Here is a 22,189-nt window from a genome sequence, read left to right on the forward strand (position 1 = left end):
CGGCGCCGCGCCGGGTGCCCCCGCCGTGTCCGAGCCGGCGGCCGCCGCGAAAGCGCCCCCCTTTCCGGCAGACCGGATACACCTCTGCCAAGTTGCCACGATCGCAGCGGGTTACCGCCCCGCAGACGGAAAACCCCCGCCCGCTCCCCTAACGTCGGCGCAGGGCCGCAGCCGTGCCGGCCGCGACGCGCCACGGGGAACCGTCCCTCACAAGGAGCGATGATCCATGCCGGAACACCACCCTGCCTTCTGCGTCCTCCTCGGGCCCGACTACGCGGGCAAGTCCTCGGCACTCTCCCTGCTGCGCGACACCGTGCCGTGGCGGACCCTCTCCGTCGACGACACCCACCTCGCACCGGAGCACACCCTGCTCACCAGCCTGCGCCGGGACCTGGTCCGCGAGGTCGCCGGACGGCCCGGCGCGTGGTCACCCGACTTCCTCGCCACGATGCTGCAGACGGCCGCCGTACACCTGCGCGACCGGCTCTGCGCCGACCCGCACACCCCGGCCGTCGTCGACTCCTACTACTACAAGCTCCTCGCCAAGGGCCGGCTGGCCGGCGCCGACGACCACGCCGGCTTCGCCTGGTGGCGCACCTTCCCCCAGCCGCGCCGGGTCGTCTACCTCGACGTGCGCCCCGCCACCGCCTGGCGCCGCAGCCACGACGGCCGCGACCTCAACCGCCTGGAGTACTACGGCCCCCAGCCGACCGCGGACGGCTTCACCCGCTACCAGGGCGATCTCGCGAAGACGATGCACGACGAGATCGCCCACCTCCCGGTGACGGTGATCGACGGACACGGCGACCCCGCGCAGACCGCGCAGGCCATACGAAAGGTACTCGCGCATGAACTCGGCTGAAGCCTGGACCGACCCCGACCGCCTGCGCCGCTACCGCGAACGGGTCTTCCACGAACGCGCCCGCCTGCGCGCCGCCCTCGCCGACGCCCCCGGCCGGCGCCGACACGTCCTGGCGGACCTGCTGGAGTTCAACGCCGGCACCCACTACGGCCGCGAGCACGGCTTCGCCGCCATCCGCACCCTGGACGACTTCCGCAAGGCCGTACCCGTCCAGGACTACACCGCCCTCGGGCCGTGGATCGAACGGGCGGCCGCCGGCGAGCACAACGTCCTGACCGCCGACCAGCCCGCCGTGTACTTCACCAGCAGCGGCACCACCGGCGCCCACAAGAAGATCCCCGTCACCCCGCGCTTCATGCACACCACGTTCTTCCCCTTCTACTACGCGGCCTGGGCCCCCCTGATCGAGCACTTCCCGGACGTCCTCGACCGGCCGGACGCCGTGCTCAACCTCAAGCACGACCCCCTGACGGCCCCGCCCACCACCGCCTCCGGACGCCCCCACGTCGGCGCCAGCCAGGTCGACTTCGGGACGAGGTTCGGCGAACCGCTCTCCGCGGAACCCGGCACCGGCGCCCCCTGGGCCGTCCTGCCCGCCCACGTCGACGCCGGCGCGCACCTGGAGAAGATGTACCTGCGGCTGCGCCTGGCGGTGGAGAGCGACGTGCGCTGCGTGATCGGCATCAACCCCGCCATGATCGCCGCCCTGCCGCACCAGCTGAACCTGTGGTGGCCCAGGATCCTCAAGGACATCGCCGACGGCACCCTCGGCGGCCTGCCCCACGGCGCCCCCAACCCGCGGCGCGCCGCCGAACTGGAGCGGATCGCCGCCCGCCACCACACCGTGCGCCCCGCCCACATCTGGCCGCGCATGCGCGCCCTGTTCTGCTGGACCACCGGACTGGCCTCCCTCTACCTGCCCCGGCTGCGCGAGGAGTTCGGCCCGGACGTGGCCCTCCTGCCCGCACCGGTCGCCGCCTCCGAAGGGCCGGTCGGGGTCGCGCTCGACCGGCACCCCAGCGCCGGGAGCCTGGTCGTCACCGCCGCCGTCCACGAGTTCGCCGACGCCGAGGACGACCTCACCCCCGACACCGAGACCCTCCTGCCCGAGGAACTCGAGACCGGCCGCGACTACCACGTGGTCTTCAGCCACGTCGGCGGCCTCTACCGGTACGCCGTCGGCGACGTGGTCCGCGTCGTCGACCGCGCCGGGGGCGCGCCCCGCCTGGAGTACACCGGCCGCAGCACCCGGTCCGACGCGGCCGGCGAGCGGCTGCGCGACGCCCAGGTGACCCGCGCCCTGGCCGTCGCCCTGGGCCGTACCGGCCTCGAACTGCGCAACGTCGCCTGCCGGGTCCGGCCCTCCGCGCCCGGCGCCGCGCCCGGCTACGAGTTCGCGCTCTCCCCCCGCGCGCCCTGGAACGAGGACGGGAGCCGGCGCTTCCTCCACCTCCTCGACGCGCAGCTGGGCACCGAGTCCGCCGGCTACCGCACCGCCCGCGCCGGCGGCCGGCTCGCACCCCCCACCCTCCTGCGCCTGGCCCCCGAGGCCTTCGCCGAGGACTGGCAGGCGGCCGTCGCCTCCGGCATCCGGCCCACCCAGGTCAAGGACCGGCTGTTCCGCCAGGACGACGCCCAGTGGGCACGACTGACCGACGGCCACCACTGACCGACGGCCACCACCGGCCGCACGGCCACCACTCACCGACGGGCACCACTCACCGACGGCCACCACTCACCGACGGGCACCACTCACCGACGGGCACCACTCACCGACGGCCACCACTGACCGACGGGCACCACTCACCGGCCGCACGGCCCGGGAAGGACACCCCCATGACCGCCTCACTCGACGCCGTCGAACGCACCGCCCTGCTCACCGCGGCCCTGCGGGCCGCCGAGACCCGGCGCCCCGACCGGCTCTACGAGGACCCCTACGCCGACGCGCTGGCCGGCGACATCGGCCCCGAACTCCTGGCCCAGGTGCGGGCCGCCACCTTCCCCGCCGACGGCGAGCGCACCCTGCCCAGCACCCCCGACTACAACGCGATCCGCACCAGGTTCTTCGACGACTACCTGAAGGAGGCGGCCGCCGACCCCGCCACCACCCAGATCGTGCTCGCCCCCGCCGGCATGGACTCGCGCGCCTACCGCACCGACTGGCCCGCGCGCGTACGGTGGTTCGAGGTCGACCGCCCCGCCGTCCTCGCCTACAAGCAGCAACGCCTCGGCGCCGTCCAGGCCCGCACCGACCACCGCAAGGTCGCCGTCGACCTGACCTCACCCGACTGGGAACAGGACCTCCAGAACGCCGGCTACGACCCGTCGGCGCCCTCCACCTGGCTGCTCGAAGGGCTGCTCTACTACATCCCCGAGGCCGACACCCACCGCATCCTCCAGCGGGTCGCCGCGATCTCCGCCCCCGGCAGCCGGATAGCCGCCGACATCGTCAACGCCGACGCCCTGACGCTCGCGCACATGCGCGGACTGCTGGACGTGTTCGAGAGCTGGGGCTGCCCCTGGCTGTTCGGCACCAACGAACCGGAAGCCCTCTTCGACCAGTACGGCTACACCACCCGGGCCCTGCAGCCCGGCGAGGACGGAGCCGACTTCGGCCGCTGGCCCGACCCCGTGCCGCCGCGCTCCGTCCAGGGCGTGCGCCGGGTGTTCTTCGTCCACGGCAGGCGGCGCTGACATGCCCGTGGCCGTCATCGCGGGAGGCAGCATCGCCGGCCTGGCCGCCGCCCTGGCCCTGCACGGCATCGGCTACCGCGTCCACGTCCTCGAACGCGGGGACGAGCCGCCACCGCGCCGGGCCGGCGAAGCCGCCCCGGACCGCCCCCGCCCCACCGCGCCGCAGGCCCTGCACTCGCACACCCTCACCTCGCTGGGCCTGCGCGTCCTGCGCGAACGCGCCCCGCAGGTCCTGGCCGCGGCCCGGGACGCCGGCGCCCACCTGCTCGACCTCACCCTGGCCATGCCCGCCGGCGCCACCGACGCCGCCCGCGAACCCGGCGACGACGAACTGGCCGCCCTCGGCTGCCGCCGCCCCACCCTCGAACGCGCCCTCCACGACACGGTACGCACCCTGCCCGGCGTCACCCTCCACCACCGCGCGACCCTCGCCGCCCTGGAACTCGACCCGGCGCGACGGGCGGTGCGCGCGGTACGCACCACCGCCGGCGAACGGCTGCCGGCCGACATCGTCGTCGACGCCACCGGCCGCACGGCCGCACACCGGGCCTGGCTGCGCGACGCGGGCACGCCCCCGCCCGAGGACCGCGCCGAGCCCTCCGGCCTGCGCGGCCACACCCGCGTCTACCGGCTCCGCTCCGCCACCGCCCCCGGCCCCCTCAACCGCGGCAACGCCGCCGGCGACATCTGGGACCACTACGCGGGCGTCCTGCACCCGGGCGACGGCGACACCTTCTCCATCGCCCTGGCCACCCTGCCCGGCGACCGCGGCCTGAGCGCACTGCGCACCGCGGCCGGCTTCACCGCCGCGGCCCGCGCCACCCCCGGCCTGGGCCCCTGGCTGGCGGACGGCGTCAGCGAACCCCTCTCCCCGGTCCGCGCCATCACCGCGCCGCCCAACACCCTGCGCGGCGCCGCCCTGGCCCCCCGGCCCCCCGTCACCGGGCTCTACCCGCTGGGCGACGCCGCCTGCACCACCAACCCCCTCTTCGGACGCGGCATGTCCCTCGCCCTGGAACACGCCTTCCGCCTCGCCGACCTGCTCGCCGCCCACCCCCGGCCCGGCGAGGAAGCCGCCCACGACGCGGCCCGGCTCACCACGACCCTCCTCCTGCCCTGGTACGAACACTCCGCCGCCGCCGACCGGGCCCGCATCGCCCGCTGGCAGGCCGCCGTCGACGGCGCCGCGCCCCCGCCGCCACCCCCGGCGGACCCGGCGGACCCGCCCGGCCCCGCCGCCCTCGCCGCGGCCGCCGCCACCGACGCAGTCGTCTGGCGCGCCCTGACCCGCACGCTGATGACCCTGGCCACCCCCGCGCAGGCCCTGGGGGACGACAAGATCCTCGCCAGGATCCGCCAGGCACCCCCGCCCCCCGCCCGCCCGCAGGCCCCGCCGCACGCCGAACTCGTCCGCCTCGTCACCCAGGCGGCCGGAGCCCGCCCGTGAGCGCCCGCCCGTCCGTGAGCGCCCGCCCGCCCGCACCGGCCCACCAGGACGCCGCCGCCCCCCGCACCCGCCGCGTCCTGCTCGCCCCCATCACCGTCACCCCGTCCAAACCCCTGACACCCAGCCACCTCAAAGGGCTGCTGTGGACCGACGTCATGTACCGGGCCACCCAGCCACTGGCCCACGTCACCTACCGCTACAGCCACACCACCTACCACCCCACCGAACAGACCCTGGGATTCTGGGAGTACCTCGACCGCACCCAGGGCGACACCGACTACGCCGACCTCAGCGAGGAACAGATCGGCGCCCACTACGTCGCCTTCCGCGCCGAACCCGACCGCCCCCCGGCCCACCACCTGCAGCCCTACCAGGACGCCGTCGAGCAGGGCTGGGTCCACCCCGCCTCGGCACGGATCCTGAGCCTGTGGGCCGGGCACTACCGCGGCCTGGGCCTGCACGACCCCGGACTCCAGGCCCACCAGCCCCCCGGCCTCACCCTCGACGAGGCGTTCACCACCCTGCGCGCCCACGGCATGTGCCTGGACCAGCGCCCCTTCGGCGGCCCCGTCCACCTCGACCTCACCCGGCACGGCCTGCCCCTGCGCCAGATCGTCACCCGCGACGGACGACCCAACTACCTCGCCTGCGCACTGCGCGAACTCATCCCCCTCGCCGGCGACTTCGACGAGATCGTCCTGCTCTACGACCCCGAACTGGACCCCGACTACCAACTGCTGGAACGCGTCCTGACCGCCCTCGGCCCCACCGTCCGCCGGATCCCCGTCGGCCGCGTGCCCATCGACGGCCGCATCCGCTCCGCCCGCCACGGCGGCGACCCCGGGCACCACGCCGCCGCGCTGCTCACCGCCGCCCACGCCGACCACGACGCCGACGCCGTACGCCTGGGCATGCGCCTCTACTTCATCGCCGTCCTGGGCCCCGGACAGCAGCAGTCCTTCCGCCCCGACCTGCTGCGCCAGTGCCTGGGCCGCGCCCAGCGGCTGCTGGCCGCCGCCGCCCCCGCCGACCCCGCCCACCTGGCCGGCCTCCTCGGCGGGCACCGCCGCGACCACACCTACGTCGACCCGTACCGGCTCACCTCCGCCCTGCTCGGCAAGCGCCGCGCCGCACCCGCCCGCGACCTCCTCACGGAGGTGTTCGTATGAGCCCGAGCCCGAGCCCGGTCCTGGACCCCGCCCAGGACCGGCTGCGCCACGCCGCGGCGGGCCGGGTCCGCCGCGCCCGACCGGACCTCGCCGCCCGCTACGACCTGGACACCACCGAGGGCCTGCTCGAAGCCCAGCAGGCCGTCGCCACCAGGGCGGGGGACGGGGCGGGGGAGGAGGGCACCCTGGCCGCCGTCGTGGTGCGCCACGTCGACCTCGCCGCCTGGGTACGCTCCACCTGCGAGTTCGCCCTCGCCCTGGACCCGGCCCTGGCACGGCCCTGGCGCCGCTCCTTCACCCGCACGGTCTTCCTCGCGGGCAACCCGGACAACCTGCGCGAGCGCTTCCCGTTCGCCCACACCGGCGCCGGCGCCGCCTGGACACCGCCGGGACCGGACAAGGACACCGCCGCCCTGCGCAGGCTCCTGAAGACCTTCGACGGGCCGGCCGGGCCGCCCGCCCGGCCCGCCACCGACATCCTCATCCCCGCCGGCCCCGGCCCCCACGGCCCCGGCGGCCGGGCCGCCCGCCACCGCGACCTCTACCTCGCCACCGCGGGGTGCACCCTCTCCGAAGCCCTGGTGCACCTCAACCACATCCTGGTCGAGGCGGTCCTGGACGGGCTGATCGCCCCGGGGGAGCGGCTGACCCTGCGCCAGATCCCCCGGCTCACCGGCATCGAAGCGCCGTTCGCCGCCCTGCGCGTCGTCGCGGAACCCCACCGCCGCGGCCGGCTCAAGGCCGCCGCCGCCCTCACCGAGGAGATCCCCCCGTGCCCGCAATGAGCGCACCGGCCACCGCCGCGACCGCCGCCCTCCCGGAACCCGCCGCCGCGACCGCCGCCGAGCCCGCCGCCGGGACCATCCGGCTCGGCTACCACGGCTCACCCGAGGTCGCCCACCGCGTCACCGCCCTCGCCGGCCTCCCCGAGGCCACCGTCACGCTCCACCCGTACGACATCACCGACCCCTTCCGCGGCCTGCGCGAGGGCGACCTCGACCTCATCATCGTCAAGTTCTCCCTCCGCGAACCCGACCTCGCCGTCAGCCGGGTCCTCACCCACGACGCCCGCGCCGTCGTCGTCGGCGCCCGCCACCCACTGGCCGCCCGCACCTCCGTCTCCGTCGAGGAACTCGCCGACCACGACGCCTTCCACCGCCCCGGCGACCTCCCCGCCTACGTCTGGGACGAAGTCGTCCCGCCCCGCACCCCCGCCGGCCGCCCGATCCGGCGCCGCCACCGCGTCACCGACATCCCCCGCATGATGGCCCTGGTCGCCGAGGGCGCCGCCGTGCACCTCTCCCTGATCTCCCTCGCCGACGTCGCACCGCCCACCGTGCGGATCGTCCCCGTCCACGACCTGCCGCCCGCCCCCGTCGCCCTCGCCTGGCACCGCGCCACCGGACTCCCGCCCCACGCCGCCCGCTACGTCACCGCGGCCGAACAGGCGGCCTCCCGGTGACCGCACCCACCAGAACCCCCGTCGTCCTGCTGCACGCCCTCTCCCTGCACGCCTCGATGTGGGACCACCACACCCAGGCCCTACGCGCCCGCGGACACCAGGTCATCGCCTTCGACCAGCGCGGATTCGGCACCACGCCCCTCGGCACCGCGCAGCCCTCCCTCGACGTCGTCGCCGACGACCTCGCACGGCTCCTCGACGACCGCGGCATCGACCGCGCCGTCCTCGCGGGCTCCTCCATGGGCGGCTACGCCGCCATGGCCTTCCTCGCCCGCCACCCCGGCCGCACCGCCGCCCTCGCCCTGCTCTCCGCCCGGGCCACCGCGGACACCCCCGAAGCCCGCGCCCAGCGCCTGCGCTTCGCCGACCTCGTCGAGGACGCGCCCACCCGCGCGACGGTCATCGACCAAACCACCCCGCTCCTGGTCGGCGCGACCACCCGCGCCCGCCACCCCGAGATCCTCGCCCGGCTGCTCGCCGACGCCCGGGCCGCGGACCCGAAAGCGCTCGCCTGGGCCCAACGGGCCATCGCCGCCCGCCCCGACGCCACCGCCACACTGCGCGCCACCGACGTGCCCGCCGTGGTCATCGCCGGCGACCAGGACGCCCTGGTCGGCTACGAGGAGTCCCGGCAGACCGCCGAGGCACTTCCCCAAGGCCACCTGGTCAGCATCCCGGACGCCGGACACCTGCAACCACTGGAGGCCCCGGCCGCCGTGGCCGACGCGCTGCACGGCCTCCTCGACCGGATCGGAGACACACCGTGCTGACCGAGGACCACCGCGCCTGGGGCCACACCGCCTCCACCGGCCTGGGCTTCACCCACCACGCCATCGTCGACACCCACTTCCGCGCCTGCCGCGACCCCTACCTCGACCTGCTCCGCCAAGCCGGACTCCAACCCGGCTGGCACGTCCTGGACGCCGGCTGCGGCCCCGGCGACTTCCTCCCGGCCATCGCCGGCCACATCGGCCCCCGCGGCCGGATCACCGCACTCGACCTCGCCCCGGAGAACGCCGCCCTCGCCGCCGAACGCGTCAGCGCCGCACCGCCCGGCTGCCCCGTCGACGTCCGCCAGGGATCCGTGACGGACCTGCCCCACCCCGACGACACCTTCGACGCCGTCTGGTGCTCCAACACCGTCCAGTACCTCGACGACACCCAGCTCGACCGCTTCCTGGCGGAAGCGATCCGCGTCACCCGCCCCGGCGGCCTCCTCGCCATCAAGGACCTCGACGCCCACCTCATCACCCTCCGCCCCGGCGACCCCTACCTCTTCCAGGACTTCTTCCGGACGGCCGGCCGCACACCGGGCTACGCCCGCCAACTGCTCCGCTCACGCGAGCTGTACCGGCGGATGAGGCGCGCCGGCCTCACCGACGTCCGCCAGCGGACCGTCCTGATCGAACACCACGCCCCGCTGTCACCCGACGCGCTGGACTTCTACACCCAGGCCTGCGACCGGCTCGCCCGCCAGGCGGAGCAACTCGGCCTGAGCCAGGAGTGGCAGCGCCTGCGCCACGACAAGGACAGCCCCCAGCACCCGCTCAACCACCCCGACGGCTACATCAGCGAGGGCAACGTCCTGGCACTCGCCACCGTGCCACCCGCCCCCTGACCCACCCGCACCCGCACCCGCGGGCCCGCGCCGCCCGCCGGCCCGCGCACCCCCCGACCCAGCCCCCCGACCCGACGAGGAGAACCCAGCCGATGCCCGCCCCCGCCCCGTGCCCGCCCGCGCCCGGCCAGGTGCCCCTGCTCGGCCACGCCCCGGCCCTGCTGCGCCGCCCGCTGTCCTTCTTCGAGGCCACCCGGACCGCCGAACCGCTCGTCCGGGTGGGCTTCGGACCGATCCGCCTCTACCTGGCCAACGACCCCGCCCTGGTACACCGGATCCAGGTCGACACCGACTCCTTCGAACGCGGCCGCTTCTTCGAACGGCTCGCCAGCAACTTCGGCAACCCGCTCATCGCCTCCGACGGCGCCGAGCACCAGCACCAGCGACGCGCCCTCAAACCCGCGTTCAGCCGCCGAAGCGTCCGCGACCACACCTCCGCCATCACCGAGGAGACCGAACGGCGCATCGGCGCCTGGCGCCCGGGCACGGTCGTCGCCGCCGACGAGGAGATGTCGGACCTGGTCGCCGCCGTCGTCCTGCGCAGCCTCTTCAGCACGCGCCTGAGCCCCACCACCGTCCGCGACATCCGCGAGACGCTGTTCCTGATCGCCCGCCGACTCCTCGTACGCACCGTCTTCCCCGACATCGTCAGCTCCCTGCCCACCCCCGGCAACCGCCGCTTCGCCGCCTCCGTCGGCCGCTTCCACACCACCGTCGACGAACTGATCCGCGAGCGCCGCGCCAACCCCCGGCCGCACCACGACATCCTGCAGACCCTGCTCACCACCCGCCACCCCGCCACCGGCGCCCCGCTCAGCGACACCGAGATCCGCAGCGAGTTCCTGATGCTGCTGTTCGCCGCCCTCGAAACCACCAGCACCTCCCTCAGCTGGGCGGTGTTCGAGGTCGCCCGACGCCCCGACGTGCAGCACCGCCTGCAGAACGAAGCCGACACCGTGACGGCCGGCGGCCCCCTCGGCTACGACCGCCTCAAGAACCTCACCTACACCCGCCAGGTCATCGACGAGACCCTGCGCCTGCACGCCCCCATGCTCTTCACCCGCCGCGCCCGCCACGACGTCACCCTCGCCGGGATCACCGTCCCCGCCGGCTCCGAGGTCGGCTACAGCCCGCGAGCCGTGCACCGCGACCCCGGCCTCTACCCCCACCCAGCCGCCTTCGACCCCGACCGCACCGCCCCCGACAGCGCAACCGACCGCCCCCAGGGCGCCTACTTCCCCTTCGGCACCGGCCCGCACCGCTGCATCGGCGAACACCTCGCCCTCACCACCATGACCACGGCCCTGGCCACCCTCGCCACCAAGTGGAACCTGCGGATCGCCCCCGGCACCCGCATCCGCGAGACCAACAGCTCACTCCCGCACCTCAGCAGCCTCCCACTGCTCCCCACCCCCCGCGGATGACCGCCCCCGCCGGCCCCGGCAGGGCCGGGGCCCTCCGGTGCCGCGCCCACGCGGCACCCACCCGCGAGGAGACCGCCACGCCGTCCCGCCCCCCGCCGCGCACACCACCGCGGACAAGCCGGCCGAGGACCAGGCCGCCGAAGCCGCCGAGGGCGAGCAGCAGCCGGCCCCGCCCGAGTCGCCGATCGAGTCGCTGCGGATCAACGCCCGCCCCCGGCCCCGACCGCCGCGGGCCGAAGGGCGGGCGACCCCGTCGACACGGCGGAGTCCTCACCTTCGCCAGACCCGACACCTGGCACACCCCCGACACCGCCACGGCCACCGACACCGCCCGCTACGGCACCGCCCAGGCGACGGCCTGGGACCGGACGCACCCCCGGCTCACCCACCGCGGCCCCTGGCTGGACCACGCCGAGGAGGAACCACCCATCCCGCACGGCACGTTGATCCGGCTCGAGGTCGAGTGTCTGCCGGGCGACCGGGACTTGAAACCGGTCCGGCTGTGGTGCTCGGCCACCACGGCCACCGGCACGGACGTGGACCTGTGGTGGCAGTCCTTCCTCCGCCGTTTCGACCTGGAGCACACCTTCCGGCTGATGAAGCAGACCCTCGGCTGGACCGCCCCGAAGATCCGCCACGCCGACACCGCCGATCTGTGGACCTGGCTGATCATCGCCGCCCACACCCAGATCCGCCTCGCCCGGCCCCTGGCCGAAGACGTACGCCGGCCCTGGGAGCGACCGGCGACCGAACCCCGCCGTCTCACCCCCGCCCGCGTCCGCCGGGGGTTTCGCAACATCCGCGCGACAGCGGCCCGTCCGGCAGCCGCACCGAAACCGTCCCGGCCAGGCCCGGGACGGCCACCCGGCTCGAAGAACAAACAACGGGCCCCACGCCACAACGTCGGCAAGACGGCCAAACGAGCCGACTCGATCAAGGAACATCAAAGCCGACGAGGATAAACGCCGAGCTCAGGGACCGGAGGGCCAGCGCGGACGCGGTGGCGTCACCGGCCCCCCGGGCCAGCGAGAGGCTGATCAGCGAGAACCGCTGCGCGGCCCGGTGCTGGTCGTCGTCGAAGTTGATGAACGCGTACAGGTAGGTCAGCCGGGCGGCGACGGCCATCACCCGGGCCCGCGCGGCCGGTGGGCTCTGAGCCCTGAGCAGCGGGGCGACGGTCAGCGACAGGTACCCCCCCCGAGCGCGTGGCGGACCTGCCCGCCGCCGCTCGACAGGTCCAGGGCCGACAGCGCGGACAGCAGGGCCTCCGCGTGCTCGACCCGCCTCCTCACCTGGCCCACCGGGCGGCCCCCGTCCTCCCGGAACCCGAACCGGGGGACCGACAGCGGATCGGCCGACACGTCGAACCATGCCTGACCCGCGGAGGGGGAGCGCGCCGTCCGGAGCGGACCGGAGGTCAGCGCGGCCAGCTCCGCGACGGCCGCCCGGGCGTACTCCTCCCGCCCCCCCGGCGGCGCGGGGCCGTCCGGTGCGGCCAGGCCGGCCTGGGCGAGCGTGACGAGCCTCCCGAGCCGCAGCGACAGCACCGCGCAGACCAGGCCGGCCACCTGCGGCCGAGGCATCGTTCCCGCCAGCCACTGGGAGACCGAGCCCCGCTGGTAGTACAGGGCCAGGCCCGCTCGGGCCCCGGCCTCGTTGAGCGCGAGCGCGAACTCCGCCCCGCTCCAGGACGCCTCGCGCAGCAGGGCCCGCAACCGCTGGTTGGCCACTCGCCCGGCCGGCACGCCGCTCATGCCGGGATCGACCAGGGGCCCGGTACGTGCCACTGCCGTCGGCTTGCCCCGTACGTCACGCGCATGCGCGACTCCCGTCCTTCGAAAGGGAGTTCAGGACCACCGGTCTCCATTGGCGGCCCTCTCCGGGGGAAGCGCAAGGACGCCCGGCGGTCGGTCAGCCGATGTCCCGCAGTTCGGCGCCGGGGAGGTCGGGGACGAGGCCGTAGCCGAACGGGATCTTGGCGAGGTAGGTGCTCCTGGCCTTGCGGTCCTCCAGCTTGAGGACGCTGCGGTACTTGCCGGAGTCCTCCGGGACGCAGGGGCCGTCGGCAAGGTCGCAGAACCACTTGTCCTTGGGGTTCTCGCTGCCGGGGGCCGGGTCCTTGATGTTGCCGTTGAAGATGTTGTAGGGGATGTCCAGGGTGACGAGGGCGGGCTTGTCGGCGGAGATCGTGACCTGCTCGGAGGCGGCGAGGTCGCAGTGCAGGGTGTCGCCGGTGATGTTCGGGGTGGGTTCGACGTAGCAGCGCTTGTGGACGATCTTCCCGTCCTGCGCGATCCGCAGCGTGCCCTGGAGGTCCTCGCTGGTGCTGGTGTAGACCTGGGTCAGGCCGAGCAGGTCGATCCCGGTCAGCACGTAGGTGACCGGGTCGGTGTTGCGCTCGGCACCCTTCGTCCAGCGGGAGTTGAGCATCAGCTTCGGGTGCGCCCAGAAGTAGTCGGCGCCGGAGTCCTTGAAGTTGGTCATCTGCAGGGCGTACGCCACGTCCTTGCCCGCGTCCGGGCCGGTCCGGCGCCTGCCCAGGTGGGTCTCCCAGGTGAAGTCCGCGCCCTTCTCGACCAGGTCGCGCGGGTCGCCCGGCGGGTCCAGCCGCCAGTCGCGGTCCTTGGCGCAGAGCCAGCCCCACATCTTCTTGGCCACCGTGTACACCACCAGGCCCACGGCGATCACCACGCCGGCCGGGGCGCAGACGGTCGCGACCATGGCGCCGGCGACCGAGATCAGCGCGGTGACGCCCGACTCGACGTCGCGGTCGTTGACGGCGTTGGCGATCGACCAGGCGTCCCCGAGCACCGGCAGCGCGCCGGCCACCGCGGACATCACCGCGGCCGCGCCCTGCTGCGACAGCACGTCGTGACCGGTGTTCAGCTCGCCGACCTTCTCGGCGAAGTCGCCGATCGCGTCGATCACCTTCCGTCCGCCCGCCTTCGTGCCGGAGGGGGACGGCAGGGTCGTCTCCGCCAGTCGCCGGACGTTCGGGTCGCTGCTGCTGAGCGCGATGTCGGCGGCGATCCGCGACAGGTCCCGCGGGGTGTTCCGGATGCCGGAGCCGGCCCGGTGGACGCCCCGGACGAGGTCCGGCTTCGAGGTGACGTTGTCGCCCAGCTCCTTGGTCAGCCGTTCGATCCCGGGAAGCACGGAGTCGACGTCCTTCCCGCTCATCTCGCAGGACGGCCCGCCGGCGAGCATGCAGTGCTCCTCCAGCGCCTCCTGCCAGACGTCCTCGCCGAGGTTCTCCCAGAGGGCGAGCTGCTCCGCGCCGAGGTTGCCGGCGGCCGCGCGGGCGGGCGGGCGGTGGGCCGCGGCGCTGCTGGGGGCGGCCTGGGCGGTGACGGCGAGGGCGACCGCCGCGCAGGCGGCGGTGAGGAGTCGTTTGGTCACGGACGGCAACGTACCCGGAGGTGGCCGGTCATCCTTAGCGCGCCGCTGCGGACGCCGGTGCCGGGCGGTGGGCCGGGTCGGGCGCGGGCGGTGCCGTACCGGGCCGGGGCGTCCCCGGAGCGGACGGGGGCCGGGTGGAGGGGAGGTGTTCCGTCGGGTGGTTCCGGTGACGGAACCCGGGCGCGAGGCGGTTCGCGGACCAGCCGTCGGACGGGTCCGGCTCAGTCGTCGAAGGCGCGGGTCTGGCCGGGGTGCTTCAGGCGTCGGCGGATGAAGACCAGGGCGCTGTCCTTCGTCACGAAGAGGTCGACCTTCCGGTCGGTCGTCGACCACAGGCCGGTGCCGAGGTCCAGGACGGCCCAGGGGGCGCGGCCGTGGCGGTCCGGTGGCAGTTGTACCGGCTCGTGTCGCGCGGCCGGGCCGGGATGCGGGGTGAGCGTCAGGAGGTCGAGTACCGCGCGGACGTGGCGCACCAGGTGGGCGAGCTGTTCCCCGGTCAGGCCGTCGAGGTGGTGGACCGGTGCGCGCGGGGCGAGGAGGGCGAGGAGGGCGAGGAGGGCGGCCGCCTCCGCGCGGAGCGCGGGCGCCTGCTCGGTGCTCCTGCGCTCCCGCAGCGCGGCTTGGCGGCACGCCTGCGAGCAGTACAGGCTCGGCCGTCCGGTGGCGGCCCGGGACAGGGGGCGGGTGCACTTCACGGCGGCGCACTGGGGCGTGGCATTCGCGCTCTGTTTCGTCACATTCAAACTGTGACGCAACGTTCCAGGGTTGGCAACAGAGCGTGAGGCCGCCGGTGCGCCCGGCCGGTCGCCGGGCCCCAGGACGGTTCGGGTCGAGGAAGGCGCCGGATTGCCGGGTGGTCCGGTCGGCGGAGGCACGCGGCGCACGGTGCGCGCCGTTCCGCGTATCGCGCGCCGGTCCGTACGCCGTGCGCCGCGCTCGGGGGAGGCGGCGCCAGGTGGCTCGCGGTCGGCTGCGGTGCCGGCCGGAGGAGGCCGTCGCCCCATGGGGTCAATGGCCGTCCGTGTGCGTTCTTTCGGTGCTCCGGCGGTTCGGGGGATCGGTCCGGTCCGCCGGAGTACCCGCCCCCGGCGCTCGGCCGGTCCGACGTCGGAGGCCGGATTCTTGCATGCCGCCCCGGGTTGCATCACAGTGATGGCGTGACGAAAGGCGAGGAAGGCGCGGACGCGGGCGCGGTGTGCGCCGGTCCCGGTTGCCGGGAACCCCTGATCCGGGCCGCCACCGGCCGACCCGCCGTGTACTGCGGGCAGGCGTGCCGGCAGGCGGCGCTCCGCCGCCGGAGGCTGCGGGAGGCCGCGCCCGCGCTCCGCGCCGAAGCGCGTGACCTGCTGGGAGCGCTCGGCGCGGCCTCGGGGGTCCCGGAGAGCACCTACGAGGAGCACCTGGGGCGCCTCGGCGCCGAGGACCTCGACGACCTCATCCGCCACGCCCGCGCGGCCCGCGCGGGTCTGGACGGTGTGCGGGGCATCCTCGGCCGGGGCCGACCGCCGGCCCGGCCGGCTCCCGCCGCCTCCTGGTCCGGACTCTTCAAGGAACCCCCCGCCACCCGGAACGCCTGACCGGCCCGGGCCGGTCAGGCGTTCCGGGTGGCTCAGCGGTGCCGGGCGCCCCGGCGGCGGGACAGCCCGATGCCCGCGGCGCCTGCGGCCACCAGCACGAACGCGACGGCCGCCCGGGCCCGCAAGCCGTGGCCTCCCCCCGCCCCGGTCTCGGCGAGGCGGTCCCCACCGGGGGCACCCGACCGCCCCGGGACCGGGGTCGTGACCGGCGCGACGGTGACCGCCGGTGCCGTCGAGGACCCGCCGGTGGCGGACGGCGGTAGCGGATCGTCCGAAGCCGGCGGCGGGGAGGCCGCGCGGGACGGCCGTGCGCCACTCGGGCCGGGGGAAGCGGACGGTGGCGGAGGCGACAGGGCGACCGACGTCGGCGTGGGCGTCGGCGACGGGGCGGGGACGGTGGGCGGGGCCGAGGCGCCGGGGGAGGGTGACGGGGACGGGGCCGCCGACGCGCCGACGGTTGGGACGGCCGAGGCGCTGCCCGACGGCTCCGGGCCGGAGGTGGGCGTCGGGCTCGCGGACGGTGCGGCACTCGGCGTCGGGGTGGGAACCGTGGACGCCGCGGTGCTGGGCGACGGTGTCGACGACCGCTCGGGCATCGGGGTGGGCGTGGGGGACGGCGTGGGGGACGGAGACGGGGACGGGGACGCGGCCCGGCAGTCCACCTGCACCTCGCCCAGGCGGAGCGCGATGATCGGGCCCTGGTGCACCCGGTTCCCGTCGGTGTCGTCGAGCGTTCCGGAGACTTCGATGTCGAGCCAGGCGGAGGCCGTGTACTGCCGGGACTGCGTGGCCGGTTCCTGGTGCGGGGAGACGGTCACCGTCAGGGTGCCGGCGCCGATGCCGGGGACGCCGAGGTCCGCGCCGGTGACGGCGAGCCGGGTGGTCCCGGCGGAGAGCCGCCGGCCCAGGACGGTGATCCGCGCGGAGTCCGTGCGGTGGTAGGCGAGCGCCCACGGTCCGATCGGTGCGGGGACGCGCTCGACGCGTACGCGTCGAGCGAGCCGACCGCTCCGGCCTCCACCCGGACGAGCGAGCGGGAGTTGAACCGGACCTCCAGGCCGGTGAGCTGGGCCTGCGCGGAGTCCCGGCTCGCGGACACGGACGTGCGGGCCGTCCCCGAGCCGACCGCCACGTGTGCGAGCACGCCGTCCGGGTCGGAGAAGTCGCCCTGGTCGTCCGCGCCGTGACCGGGGCCGGACGCGGTCCCGTACGTGCCGCTGAACGCGGCCAGCCCGATCGCGGGAACGGCCGAGCTGTTCAGCCGGATCAGCCTGGCACTGGCCTGCGCCCCCGGGACGGCGGAGGTCGCCTTCGCCCGGGTCGGCAGCGGGACGAGCAGCGCGGCGGCCGCCGCCGCCAGCGCGGCAGCGCGCGCCACGGCGGACGGCGAAAAGCCGGGGGAGGTTTCGGTACGCACGGAGCGAGCCTTACCGGCCGCCCGGCGGAGTTCCGGGCGGCGCGCCACGCGCCCCGCCGAGCGGGGGCGGACCGCTCCGGCACCGTCCGTCCGCCCGCGCCCGGCGCCAGCGGTGGGCCGATCTTGCGTCGACGGCCGCGCGTGACGAAACGGGTCGGCTCCGCCGTGCCGTCGGGGCCCGCGTCGGGCCCGCATCACCCGTTCGCATGAGAGGCGCGACGCGCACGCGTCCGACCGCGCGGGGGACCCCGAAACTCGGGCACACACCCGGCCGCTACGCCTCCCAGGAGGACCACCGATGCACAGGACACGGCTGACGGAGTTCTTCCCGCTGCACCACCAGGTCGGCCCGGAGCCGACGGTGCCGCGCGGATTCGTCCACCCGGAGCGCGGCCGCGTCGCGTGTCCGGCCGCCCCGCTCGTCGAGGCGCACCTGCGCGCGGAGGGACTCCTGACCGGAGCGGGCGGCCCCGCGCCGGAGCTCCTGCCCGTTCCCGCCCAACGGGTCCGCGACGGCGGCGTCCTGGCGTGCACCACCTACATCGACCTCGACGGCTCGGTGACCGGGATCGCGGTCACCGCCCCGCGGGCGCTGGAGACCGCCGCCCGCGACGCCGTCCAGCGCTGGGCCGCCGTGCTGCGGACCCGGCGCATCGTCATCGCCCTCGGCGAGCCCTGCCGGCAGGCGGCGCGGTCCGCTCCCGGGCACGCCGGCTGCCCGAAGGCGGCCGCGACCCGGGAGCTGGTGCGGCAGTACCGGGAGCGGGGCGACACGGTCCTCGTGCTGGGAGCGGCGGGCGAGTGCGACAGCGCCTCCGCGCACGCGCTCCCCGACGTCGCGGCCGCCCTCCGCTTCGAGCCCGACGACGACACGAGGCTCTCCTTCGTCCTCGCCCCCTGCTCGCCGGTCGAGGCCGCGATGCCCGTGCTGCGGGTCCTGCGCGCCCGGTTCCCCGCGCTGCGCGGCCAGCACCCCGACCAGTGGTGCTACGCGGCCTCGGACGCCCGCCTCGGCGCCCGGATGGTGACGGAGACCAGCGACCTGGTGCTCGACCTCGGAGCCTCCGCCGCCCCGACCGACGGTGCGGACGCGCCCAGCCGCCGTACGGTCCGGCGCGTCCGCACCCTCGCCGACCTCCGCCCCGAGGAACTCGCCGCCGCCGCCACGGTCGGCGTCCTGCCGCAGCTGTCGGGACGGGAGCGGCCCGACGACTCGCCCACCGTCACCGACGTGATCGAGGTCCTGTCGGGCCTCGGCCCGCTCAGCGTCGTCCACCACCGCGCCAGCACCGACGTCAGCACCAACGTCTACGAACGCTCGGCACTCGCGCACTCGGCCCGGTAGCCGGCGCGGTGGGCCGCGGACCGTCAGCCCGTCGGCGTCGCCGCGCTCCGCAGGGTGATGCGGGCCGCCAGGGGGCCAGGCGGTTCCACCAGGACCTCTTCCACCGTGAGCGGGCGGGTTCCGACGTCCGCTCGGGCCAGGCGGCGGCACGCGCCTTCGAGGTCGTCGACCTCGAAGGCCACCGCGTACAGGCCCCGTCCGCGCCGCCGCAGGTGCCGCGCCACCGGCCCCTCGCCGCCGTCGGGGGCCAGCAGGCGCAGGTACCGTCCGTCCGGCAGGATCCAGCGGGCGGTGTCGGCGCCCGGCAGGGCGTCGTGGCCGGGCTCCGGTGGACCGCCGAGCAGGACGCCGTGAGCGGGAACCGCATCCGCCAGGCTCTCGGCGGCGACGTCCACCCCGGCCGCGCCCCGGACGGCGTCCGGGGAGCCCCCGTCGAGCGCCCACCGAAGAGCCGCCGCCGGATAGGCCGGCCGTATCCGGTCGTACACCTCGGCCACCGCGCCGAAGGAGAGGGCGAACCCGTCCGTTCCCGTTCCGCCCCGCACGACGCCCCCTCGGACACTCCCGATCCTCCGGACCGCCTTACCGCAACGCGGTCGAGGGAACGCGAGCGAAGCATGTGCAGGAATAAGGAATATGGGCCCAAAATCCACCGGAATCCATTCGTGTGCGCCACCCGCTGGTGACCGGGGTCCGACGGCGGGACACCGTTCCGGCGCCGGCACACGCCCACCGGCGGGCCAATGGCCGAGCGCGGTGGAACGCGCTGCGGATAGTGGGGCGGCCCGTTCCACCGAAACCGACCTCCGGGAGCCCCCCGTGTCCGTGAAGCGACAGCGAATCCTCCGTGCCGCCTGCGCCGCGGCCGTCCCCCTCGCCGTCCTGTGCTGCGCCGCCCCCGCCTTCTCCGCCGGGGCCGACCGCCCGGCCCGGGCCGTCGCCCTGCCCCGGGCACAGGGCGACGTGGTGCTCACCGGAGGGGACTTCGGGACGGTGACGGTGGGGAGCAGCGCGACGGTCACCCTCACGCTGACCAACGGCGGTACGACCTCGATCGGGTTCGACGGGGTCCCGCTCACGGTGCCCGCCGGGGTGACGCGGACCGGCGGCACCTGCGACCTGGACGTGGCGCTGCTGGCGGGCGAGTCGTGCACCGTCGTGCTGACCTGGACGCCGGGCGCCGAGGGGCCGTACGCGGGGACGGTGTCGCTGACCGCGGACGAGGACCCGCTGCCGCCCTACCAGGTGTCGGCCCAGGTCACCGGCAACGCGGTCGCGTCCAGCCCGAGCCCGAGCCCGAGCCCGAGCGTCAGCGCCAGCCCGAGCGCCAGCCCCAGCCCCAGCGCGAGCCCCACCGGGTCCCCGACTCCGTCCGCCTCCCCGGCGTCCCCGTCCTCCTCGTCCCCGGGCCGGCCGGAGCCGTCGGTCGGCACCGGCGGGTCCGGGCAGGGGCCGGAGCTGGCCGCGACGGGTTCCGCCGGCGGGCGGGAGGCGGGGCTCGGTGCGGCGGCCGCCGTGCTCGTCCTGTCGGGCGGGGCGTTGGTGCGGTGGCGTCGGCGGTCCGGCGCCCGGCGGTAGCGAACGGGCCGGGGCGGGCCGGACGACGGCCCGCCCCGGCCGTCGTCCCCGGCCGCGCTACGGGGCGAACAGCCGGTGGAACCCGTCGGTTTGGAGTCGGCCGGGCCCACCACGGTGTTGGCCATGGTGCCGTTCCCGCTGCCGTACGGCTTGACGGTGGTCGAGTAGGTCACGGTCACGGTCTGGCCGACCGCCACGTTCCCGGTCCAGGTCAGGGTGGTGCCGCTGACCGCGGCCACGCCGGAACTCGCCGCGGCGTCGTTGCCGTAGTCGGCGTTCCCGAGGACCCCGGACAGGTCGTCGGTGAACTTCGCGCCGGTGTAGGCGGAGGTCCCGGCCGGGTTCGCGGCGGTGACGGTCCAGGTGATCCGGTCGCCCGGCTTGACGGGCTCGCGGGCGTCCGAGGTCTTGGTGAGCCTCAGCTGCGCGACGCCCTCGACCTTGACGGTGACCGAGGACGGGTTGGAGGCCACCGGCTTCTCCGAGGCGTCCAGCGCGGTGGCCGTCGCGGTGTTGGTGAACGTCCCGCCCCCGCCGAGGTCGGCGGCGGTCACGGTGTGCGTCCCGGTGCAGGTCACGGTGGCCCCGGGGGACCCGGCCGCGGAGAGGTCCGTCTCCGGGCAGTCCACCGGACCGGCGCCCGGGTCGTCCACCCGCAGCCCGTGCACCGGTTCGGTGCCGCTGTTGGTCACCACGAACTGGTACGGGACGCTCTGCCCGGTCTTGTAGCTGTCCGGCTGGGCCGTGCCGCGGTCGATCTGCTTGACCAGGTTCAGCTGGGCCAGCGGCACGACCGTGCCCACCGTCATCGAGCGGATCAGGTGCACGTCCGACAGCAGCCCGGTGCTGCTGGCGAAGCCGAACTTGTAGGTGGCCGGCGCCGGGGTGGTCATCGTGTGGGACAGCACCTGCCGGTAGCCCTTGCCGTCGTTGAAGTCGATCTCGACGGTGATCGTCGGCAGGGCGCCGGGGCCGACGGTGATCCTGGTCTTGCGCGCCGCCGACGCCAGGCTGCCGGCGCGCAGCTGGCCGGGCAGCGCGCCGGCGCTGCCCGCCGCGTTCAGGCTGCCGGCCAGGTAGCAGTAGCCGGACGAGCCGTCGCCCGGCCCGCGCAGCCCGACCGCGTTGCCGACCCGCGAGGTGTCGGAGCGCGCGGGACAGCCGGAGCCGAGCCCGTCCCCCGCCGTGTGGAAGTTGCCGAAGGCGTCGAAGCCGATGCCGACGTACCCGCCGGGCACGCCGTCGACCCCCTTGAGCGCCGCGTAGCCCAGCGCCGCCCCCACCGCGCCGGTGCGGGTCAACTGCTGCGCGCCGTCGGTCAGGAAGAAGCTGATGCCGTCCGCGCCGCTGCCCCCGTACTGGTACGAGGTGAACTCGGCCACCACGCCGGACGCGGCCGGCAGCGGACGGTTGTAGACGATCCCGCCCGACCGGTACGTCCGGTTGTCGGTCAGCTGGAGGTACCCCGGGCTGCCGCCCCGGCCCGGGGCGCCGTTCGAGGAGGAGCAGGGGCCCAGCGCCGACGACCCGGCGGGCGGCGCGCCACGGGCACCGGTCAGACAGGCATCGCCGAGCGGCACCAGCTTCGGGTCCGGGACGGCGCCGTCCTGGAAGCTCTCGCTGAACAGCAGGGTGCCCGTCCCGGCCGTCCGGGCCTGCGCGGGGGCGGGGCCGCGCTGCTGCGCCCCGGCCGCGGCCGCCGCCGGGCCGGTGCCGGACAGCAGCGGGCAGAGCAGCACGCACAGCGGAACCAGGCAGGCCCGCAACCGGTCCCGTGGACGCCCGGGGAGTCTCTCCTCCTCCGGAGGCCGATCGCCGTGCCCACCTTTTCCTGACGATGTGACAAATCCTGAGCCGAACGGGCGGTTCATGGTGACGCCTGCCGATGCCGTTCGTAGCGAAATGTCCTCCACTACTAGCAACCGGTGATCGGCGCACCAGTGAGCCGTGGAAGGCCCGTTCGCGAACCATCCGTACGGTGGCGCCGCCGACCGGCGGGGCTCCGGCCCGGGACCCGCGCCCCCGGGTCGGAGCCGGAGGACGCCCGGAGCCGGGCCCGGCGGGCCGGACGGGCCCGACGGCCTCCTCGCGGGCGCTCCCGGCGAGGGCCCCGGCCCGTCCCGGCGGCCGAAGGGTTTCGGTACATCCCGTTCGGAACGGAACCGCGGCCCGGCCGCGAGCCGTCGAGGATCCGGGG

19 protein-coding genes and 2 pseudogenes are annotated in these 22,189 nt (G+C 75.6%); 14 read left to right on the forward strand and 7 right to left on the reverse strand.

Going from position 1 to position 22,189, the window contains the following annotated elements; genetic code table 11:
* The first annotated feature begins 226 nt into the window (after positions 1 to 226).
* The 11 genes and pseudogenes from KSE_RS37615 to KSE_RS40670 all read left to right on the forward strand — a co-directional run.
* On the forward strand, positions 227 to 862 hold the full coding sequence (locus tag KSE_RS37615; protein WP_014133240.1) for a dTMP kinase: 636 nt from the start codon (positions 227 to 229) through the stop codon (positions 860 to 862).
* A complete protein-coding gene (locus tag KSE_RS37620) occupies positions 849 to 2,531 on the forward strand; it encodes a GH3 family domain-containing protein (protein ID WP_014133239.1) in 1,683 nt (560 codons plus the stop codon). Before KSE_RS37615 ends, KSE_RS37620 begins: the two co-directional genes overlap by 14 nt.
* A gap of 167 nt (positions 2,532 to 2,698) precedes the next feature.
* Positions 2,699 to 3,556 (forward strand): class I SAM-dependent methyltransferase, encoded by an 858-nt coding sequence (locus KSE_RS37625; RefSeq protein WP_014133238.1) that lies wholly within the window; start codon positions 2,699 to 2,701, stop codon positions 3,554 to 3,556.
* Position 3,557: 1 nt separating this feature from the next.
* Entirely contained in the window at positions 3,558 to 5,003 is a 1,446-nt protein-coding gene (locus tag KSE_RS37630; protein ID WP_014133237.1) for an NAD(P)/FAD-dependent oxidoreductase, read from the forward strand.
* Positions 5,000 to 6,172: a hypothetical protein gene (locus KSE_RS37635; RefSeq protein ID WP_014133236.1), complete on the forward strand. Its 1,173-nt coding sequence runs from the start codon at positions 5,000 to 5,002 to the stop codon at positions 6,170 to 6,172. The genes KSE_RS37630 and KSE_RS37635 overlap by 4 nt, the downstream gene beginning before the upstream one ends.
* Positions 6,169 to 6,957, forward strand: a complete 789-nt coding sequence (locus KSE_RS37640) for a DUF6182 family protein (protein WP_014133235.1) — start codon at positions 6,169 to 6,171, stop codon at positions 6,955 to 6,957. The genes KSE_RS37635 and KSE_RS37640 overlap by 4 nt, the downstream gene beginning before the upstream one ends.
* Positions 6,954 to 7,634: a substrate-binding domain-containing protein gene (locus KSE_RS37645; RefSeq protein ID WP_051055072.1), complete on the forward strand. Its 681-nt coding sequence runs from the start codon at positions 6,954 to 6,956 to the stop codon at positions 7,632 to 7,634. Before KSE_RS37640 ends, KSE_RS37645 begins: the two co-directional genes overlap by 4 nt.
* Complete coding sequence (locus tag KSE_RS37650) at positions 7,631 to 8,404, forward strand: alpha/beta fold hydrolase (protein WP_014133233.1); 774 nt, start codon at positions 7,631 to 7,633, stop codon at positions 8,402 to 8,404. The genes KSE_RS37645 and KSE_RS37650 overlap by 4 nt, the downstream gene beginning before the upstream one ends.
* Complete coding sequence (locus tag KSE_RS37655; protein ID WP_014133232.1) at positions 8,398 to 9,252, forward strand: class I SAM-dependent methyltransferase; 855 nt, start codon at positions 8,398 to 8,400, stop codon at positions 9,250 to 9,252. The genes KSE_RS37650 and KSE_RS37655 overlap by 7 nt, the downstream gene beginning before the upstream one ends.
* 92 nt (positions 9,253 to 9,344) lie before the next feature.
* Positions 9,345 to 10,676 (forward strand): cytochrome P450, encoded by a 1,332-nt coding sequence (locus KSE_RS37660; RefSeq protein ID WP_014133231.1) that lies wholly within the window; start codon positions 9,345 to 9,347, stop codon positions 10,674 to 10,676.
* Between the two features lie 215 nt (positions 10,677 to 10,891).
* Positions 10,892 to 11,638: pseudogene (locus KSE_RS40670) on the forward strand (NF041680 family putative transposase); the annotation flags it as partial.
* Here KSE_RS40670 and KSE_RS39195 read toward each other — a convergent pair.
* The 4 genes from KSE_RS39195 to KSE_RS37680 form a co-directional block, all read right to left on the reverse strand.
* Positions 11,610 to 11,801, reverse strand: coding sequence for a hypothetical protein (locus KSE_RS39195; protein ID WP_014133229.1), 192 nt, complete (start codon positions 11,799 to 11,801; stop codon positions 11,610 to 11,612). The pseudogene KSE_RS40670 and the gene KSE_RS39195 sit on opposite strands and share 29 nt — an antisense overlap.
* A gap of 53 nt (positions 11,802 to 11,854) precedes the next feature.
* Positions 11,855 to 12,430, reverse strand: coding sequence for a hypothetical protein (locus KSE_RS42545; RefSeq protein WP_051055071.1), 576 nt, complete (start codon positions 12,428 to 12,430; stop codon positions 11,855 to 11,857).
* 157 nt (positions 12,431 to 12,587) lie between these two features.
* Positions 12,588 to 14,075, reverse strand: coding sequence for a hypothetical protein (locus tag KSE_RS37675; RefSeq protein WP_014133227.1), 1,488 nt, complete (start codon positions 14,073 to 14,075; stop codon positions 12,588 to 12,590).
* A 221-nt stretch (positions 14,076 to 14,296) separates the two neighbouring features.
* The gene (locus KSE_RS37680; RefSeq protein WP_148283038.1) at positions 14,297 to 14,812 is read right to left on the reverse strand and encodes a hypothetical protein; all 516 of its coding nucleotides are present in this window, start codon (positions 14,810 to 14,812) and stop codon (positions 14,297 to 14,299) included.
* Positions 14,813 to 15,232: 420 nt separating this feature from the next.
* Here KSE_RS37680 and KSE_RS37685 point away from each other — a divergent pair, with 420 nt between their 5' ends.
* Positions 15,233 to 15,652, forward strand: a complete 420-nt coding sequence (locus KSE_RS37685; protein ID WP_148283037.1) for a hypothetical protein — start codon at positions 15,233 to 15,235, stop codon at positions 15,650 to 15,652.
* 820 nt (positions 15,653 to 16,472) lie between these two features.
* Here the strand turns inward: KSE_RS37685 and KSE_RS42550 are convergent.
* A complete protein-coding gene (locus KSE_RS42550; RefSeq protein ID WP_148283036.1) occupies positions 16,473 to 17,069 on the reverse strand; it encodes a hypothetical protein in 597 nt (198 codons plus the stop codon).
* Positions 17,070 to 17,367: 298 nt separating this feature from the next.
* On the opposite strand from KSE_RS42550, the gene KSE_RS37700 reads away from it, so the two are divergent.
* Entirely contained in the window at positions 17,368 to 18,414 is a 1,047-nt protein-coding gene (locus tag KSE_RS37700; protein ID WP_014133222.1) for a hypothetical protein, read from the forward strand.
* 23 nt (positions 18,415 to 18,437) lie between these two features.
* Here the strand turns inward: KSE_RS37700 and KSE_RS43935 are convergent, their stop codons facing one another.
* Positions 18,438 to 18,959: a VOC family protein gene (locus tag KSE_RS43935; RefSeq protein WP_033258915.1), complete on the reverse strand. Its 522-nt coding sequence runs from the start codon at positions 18,957 to 18,959 to the stop codon at positions 18,438 to 18,440.
* Between the two features lie 91 nt (positions 18,960 to 19,050).
* Between KSE_RS43935 and KSE_RS46445 the strand changes: the two are divergent.
* A pseudogene (locus KSE_RS46445) lies at positions 19,051 to 19,623 on the forward strand (choice-of-anchor D domain-containing protein); the annotation flags it as partial.
* Between the two features lie 29 nt (positions 19,624 to 19,652).
* On the opposite strand, the gene KSE_RS37710 reads toward KSE_RS46445, so the two are convergent.
* The gene (locus tag KSE_RS37710; RefSeq protein ID WP_033258914.1) at positions 19,653 to 21,758 is read right to left on the reverse strand and encodes a DUF7927 domain-containing protein; all 2,106 of its coding nucleotides are present in this window, start codon (positions 21,756 to 21,758) and stop codon (positions 19,653 to 19,655) included.
* Positions 21,759 to 22,189 lie beyond the last annotated feature (431 nt).

It is taken from the genome of Kitasatospora setae KM-6054, from assembly GCF_000269985.1.
GTDB classification, from domain to species: Bacteria; Actinomycetota; Actinomycetes; order Streptomycetales; family Streptomycetaceae; genus Kitasatospora; species Kitasatospora setae.

Excerpts from the sequence above, each read along its gene's own strand:
- KSE_RS37615 (WP_014133240.1), top strand. The coding sequence starts at position 227 with ATGCCGGAACACCACCCTGCCTTCTGCGTCCTCCTCGGGCCCGACTAC.
- KSE_RS37620 (WP_014133239.1), top strand. The coding sequence starts at position 849 with ATGAACTCGGCTGAAGCCTGGACCGACCCCGACCGCCTGCGCCGCTAC.
- KSE_RS37625 (WP_014133238.1), top strand. The coding sequence starts at position 2,699 with ATGACCGCCTCACTCGACGCCGTCGAACGCACCGCCCTGCTCACCGCG.
- KSE_RS37630 (WP_014133237.1), top strand. The coding sequence starts at position 3,558 with ATGCCCGTGGCCGTCATCGCGGGAGGCAGCATCGCCGGCCTGGCCGCC.
- KSE_RS37640 (WP_014133235.1), top strand. The coding sequence starts at position 6,169 with ATGAGCCCGAGCCCGAGCCCGGTCCTGGACCCCGCCCAGGACCGGCTG.
- KSE_RS37645 (WP_051055072.1), top strand. The coding sequence starts at position 6,954 with ATGAGCGCACCGGCCACCGCCGCGACCGCCGCCCTCCCGGAACCCGCC.
- KSE_RS37660 (WP_014133231.1), top strand. The coding sequence starts at position 9,345 with ATGCCCGCCCCCGCCCCGTGCCCGCCCGCGCCCGGCCAGGTGCCCCTG.
- KSE_RS39195 (WP_014133229.1), bottom strand. The coding sequence starts at position 11,801 with ATGGCCGTCGCCGCCCGGCTGACCTACCTGTACGCGTTCATCAACTTC.
- KSE_RS42545 (WP_051055071.1), bottom strand. The coding sequence starts at position 12,430 with ATGAGCGGCGTGCCGGCCGGGCGAGTGGCCAACCAGCGGTTGCGGGCC.
- KSE_RS37700 (WP_014133222.1), top strand. The coding sequence starts at position 17,368 with ATGCACAGGACACGGCTGACGGAGTTCTTCCCGCTGCACCACCAGGTC.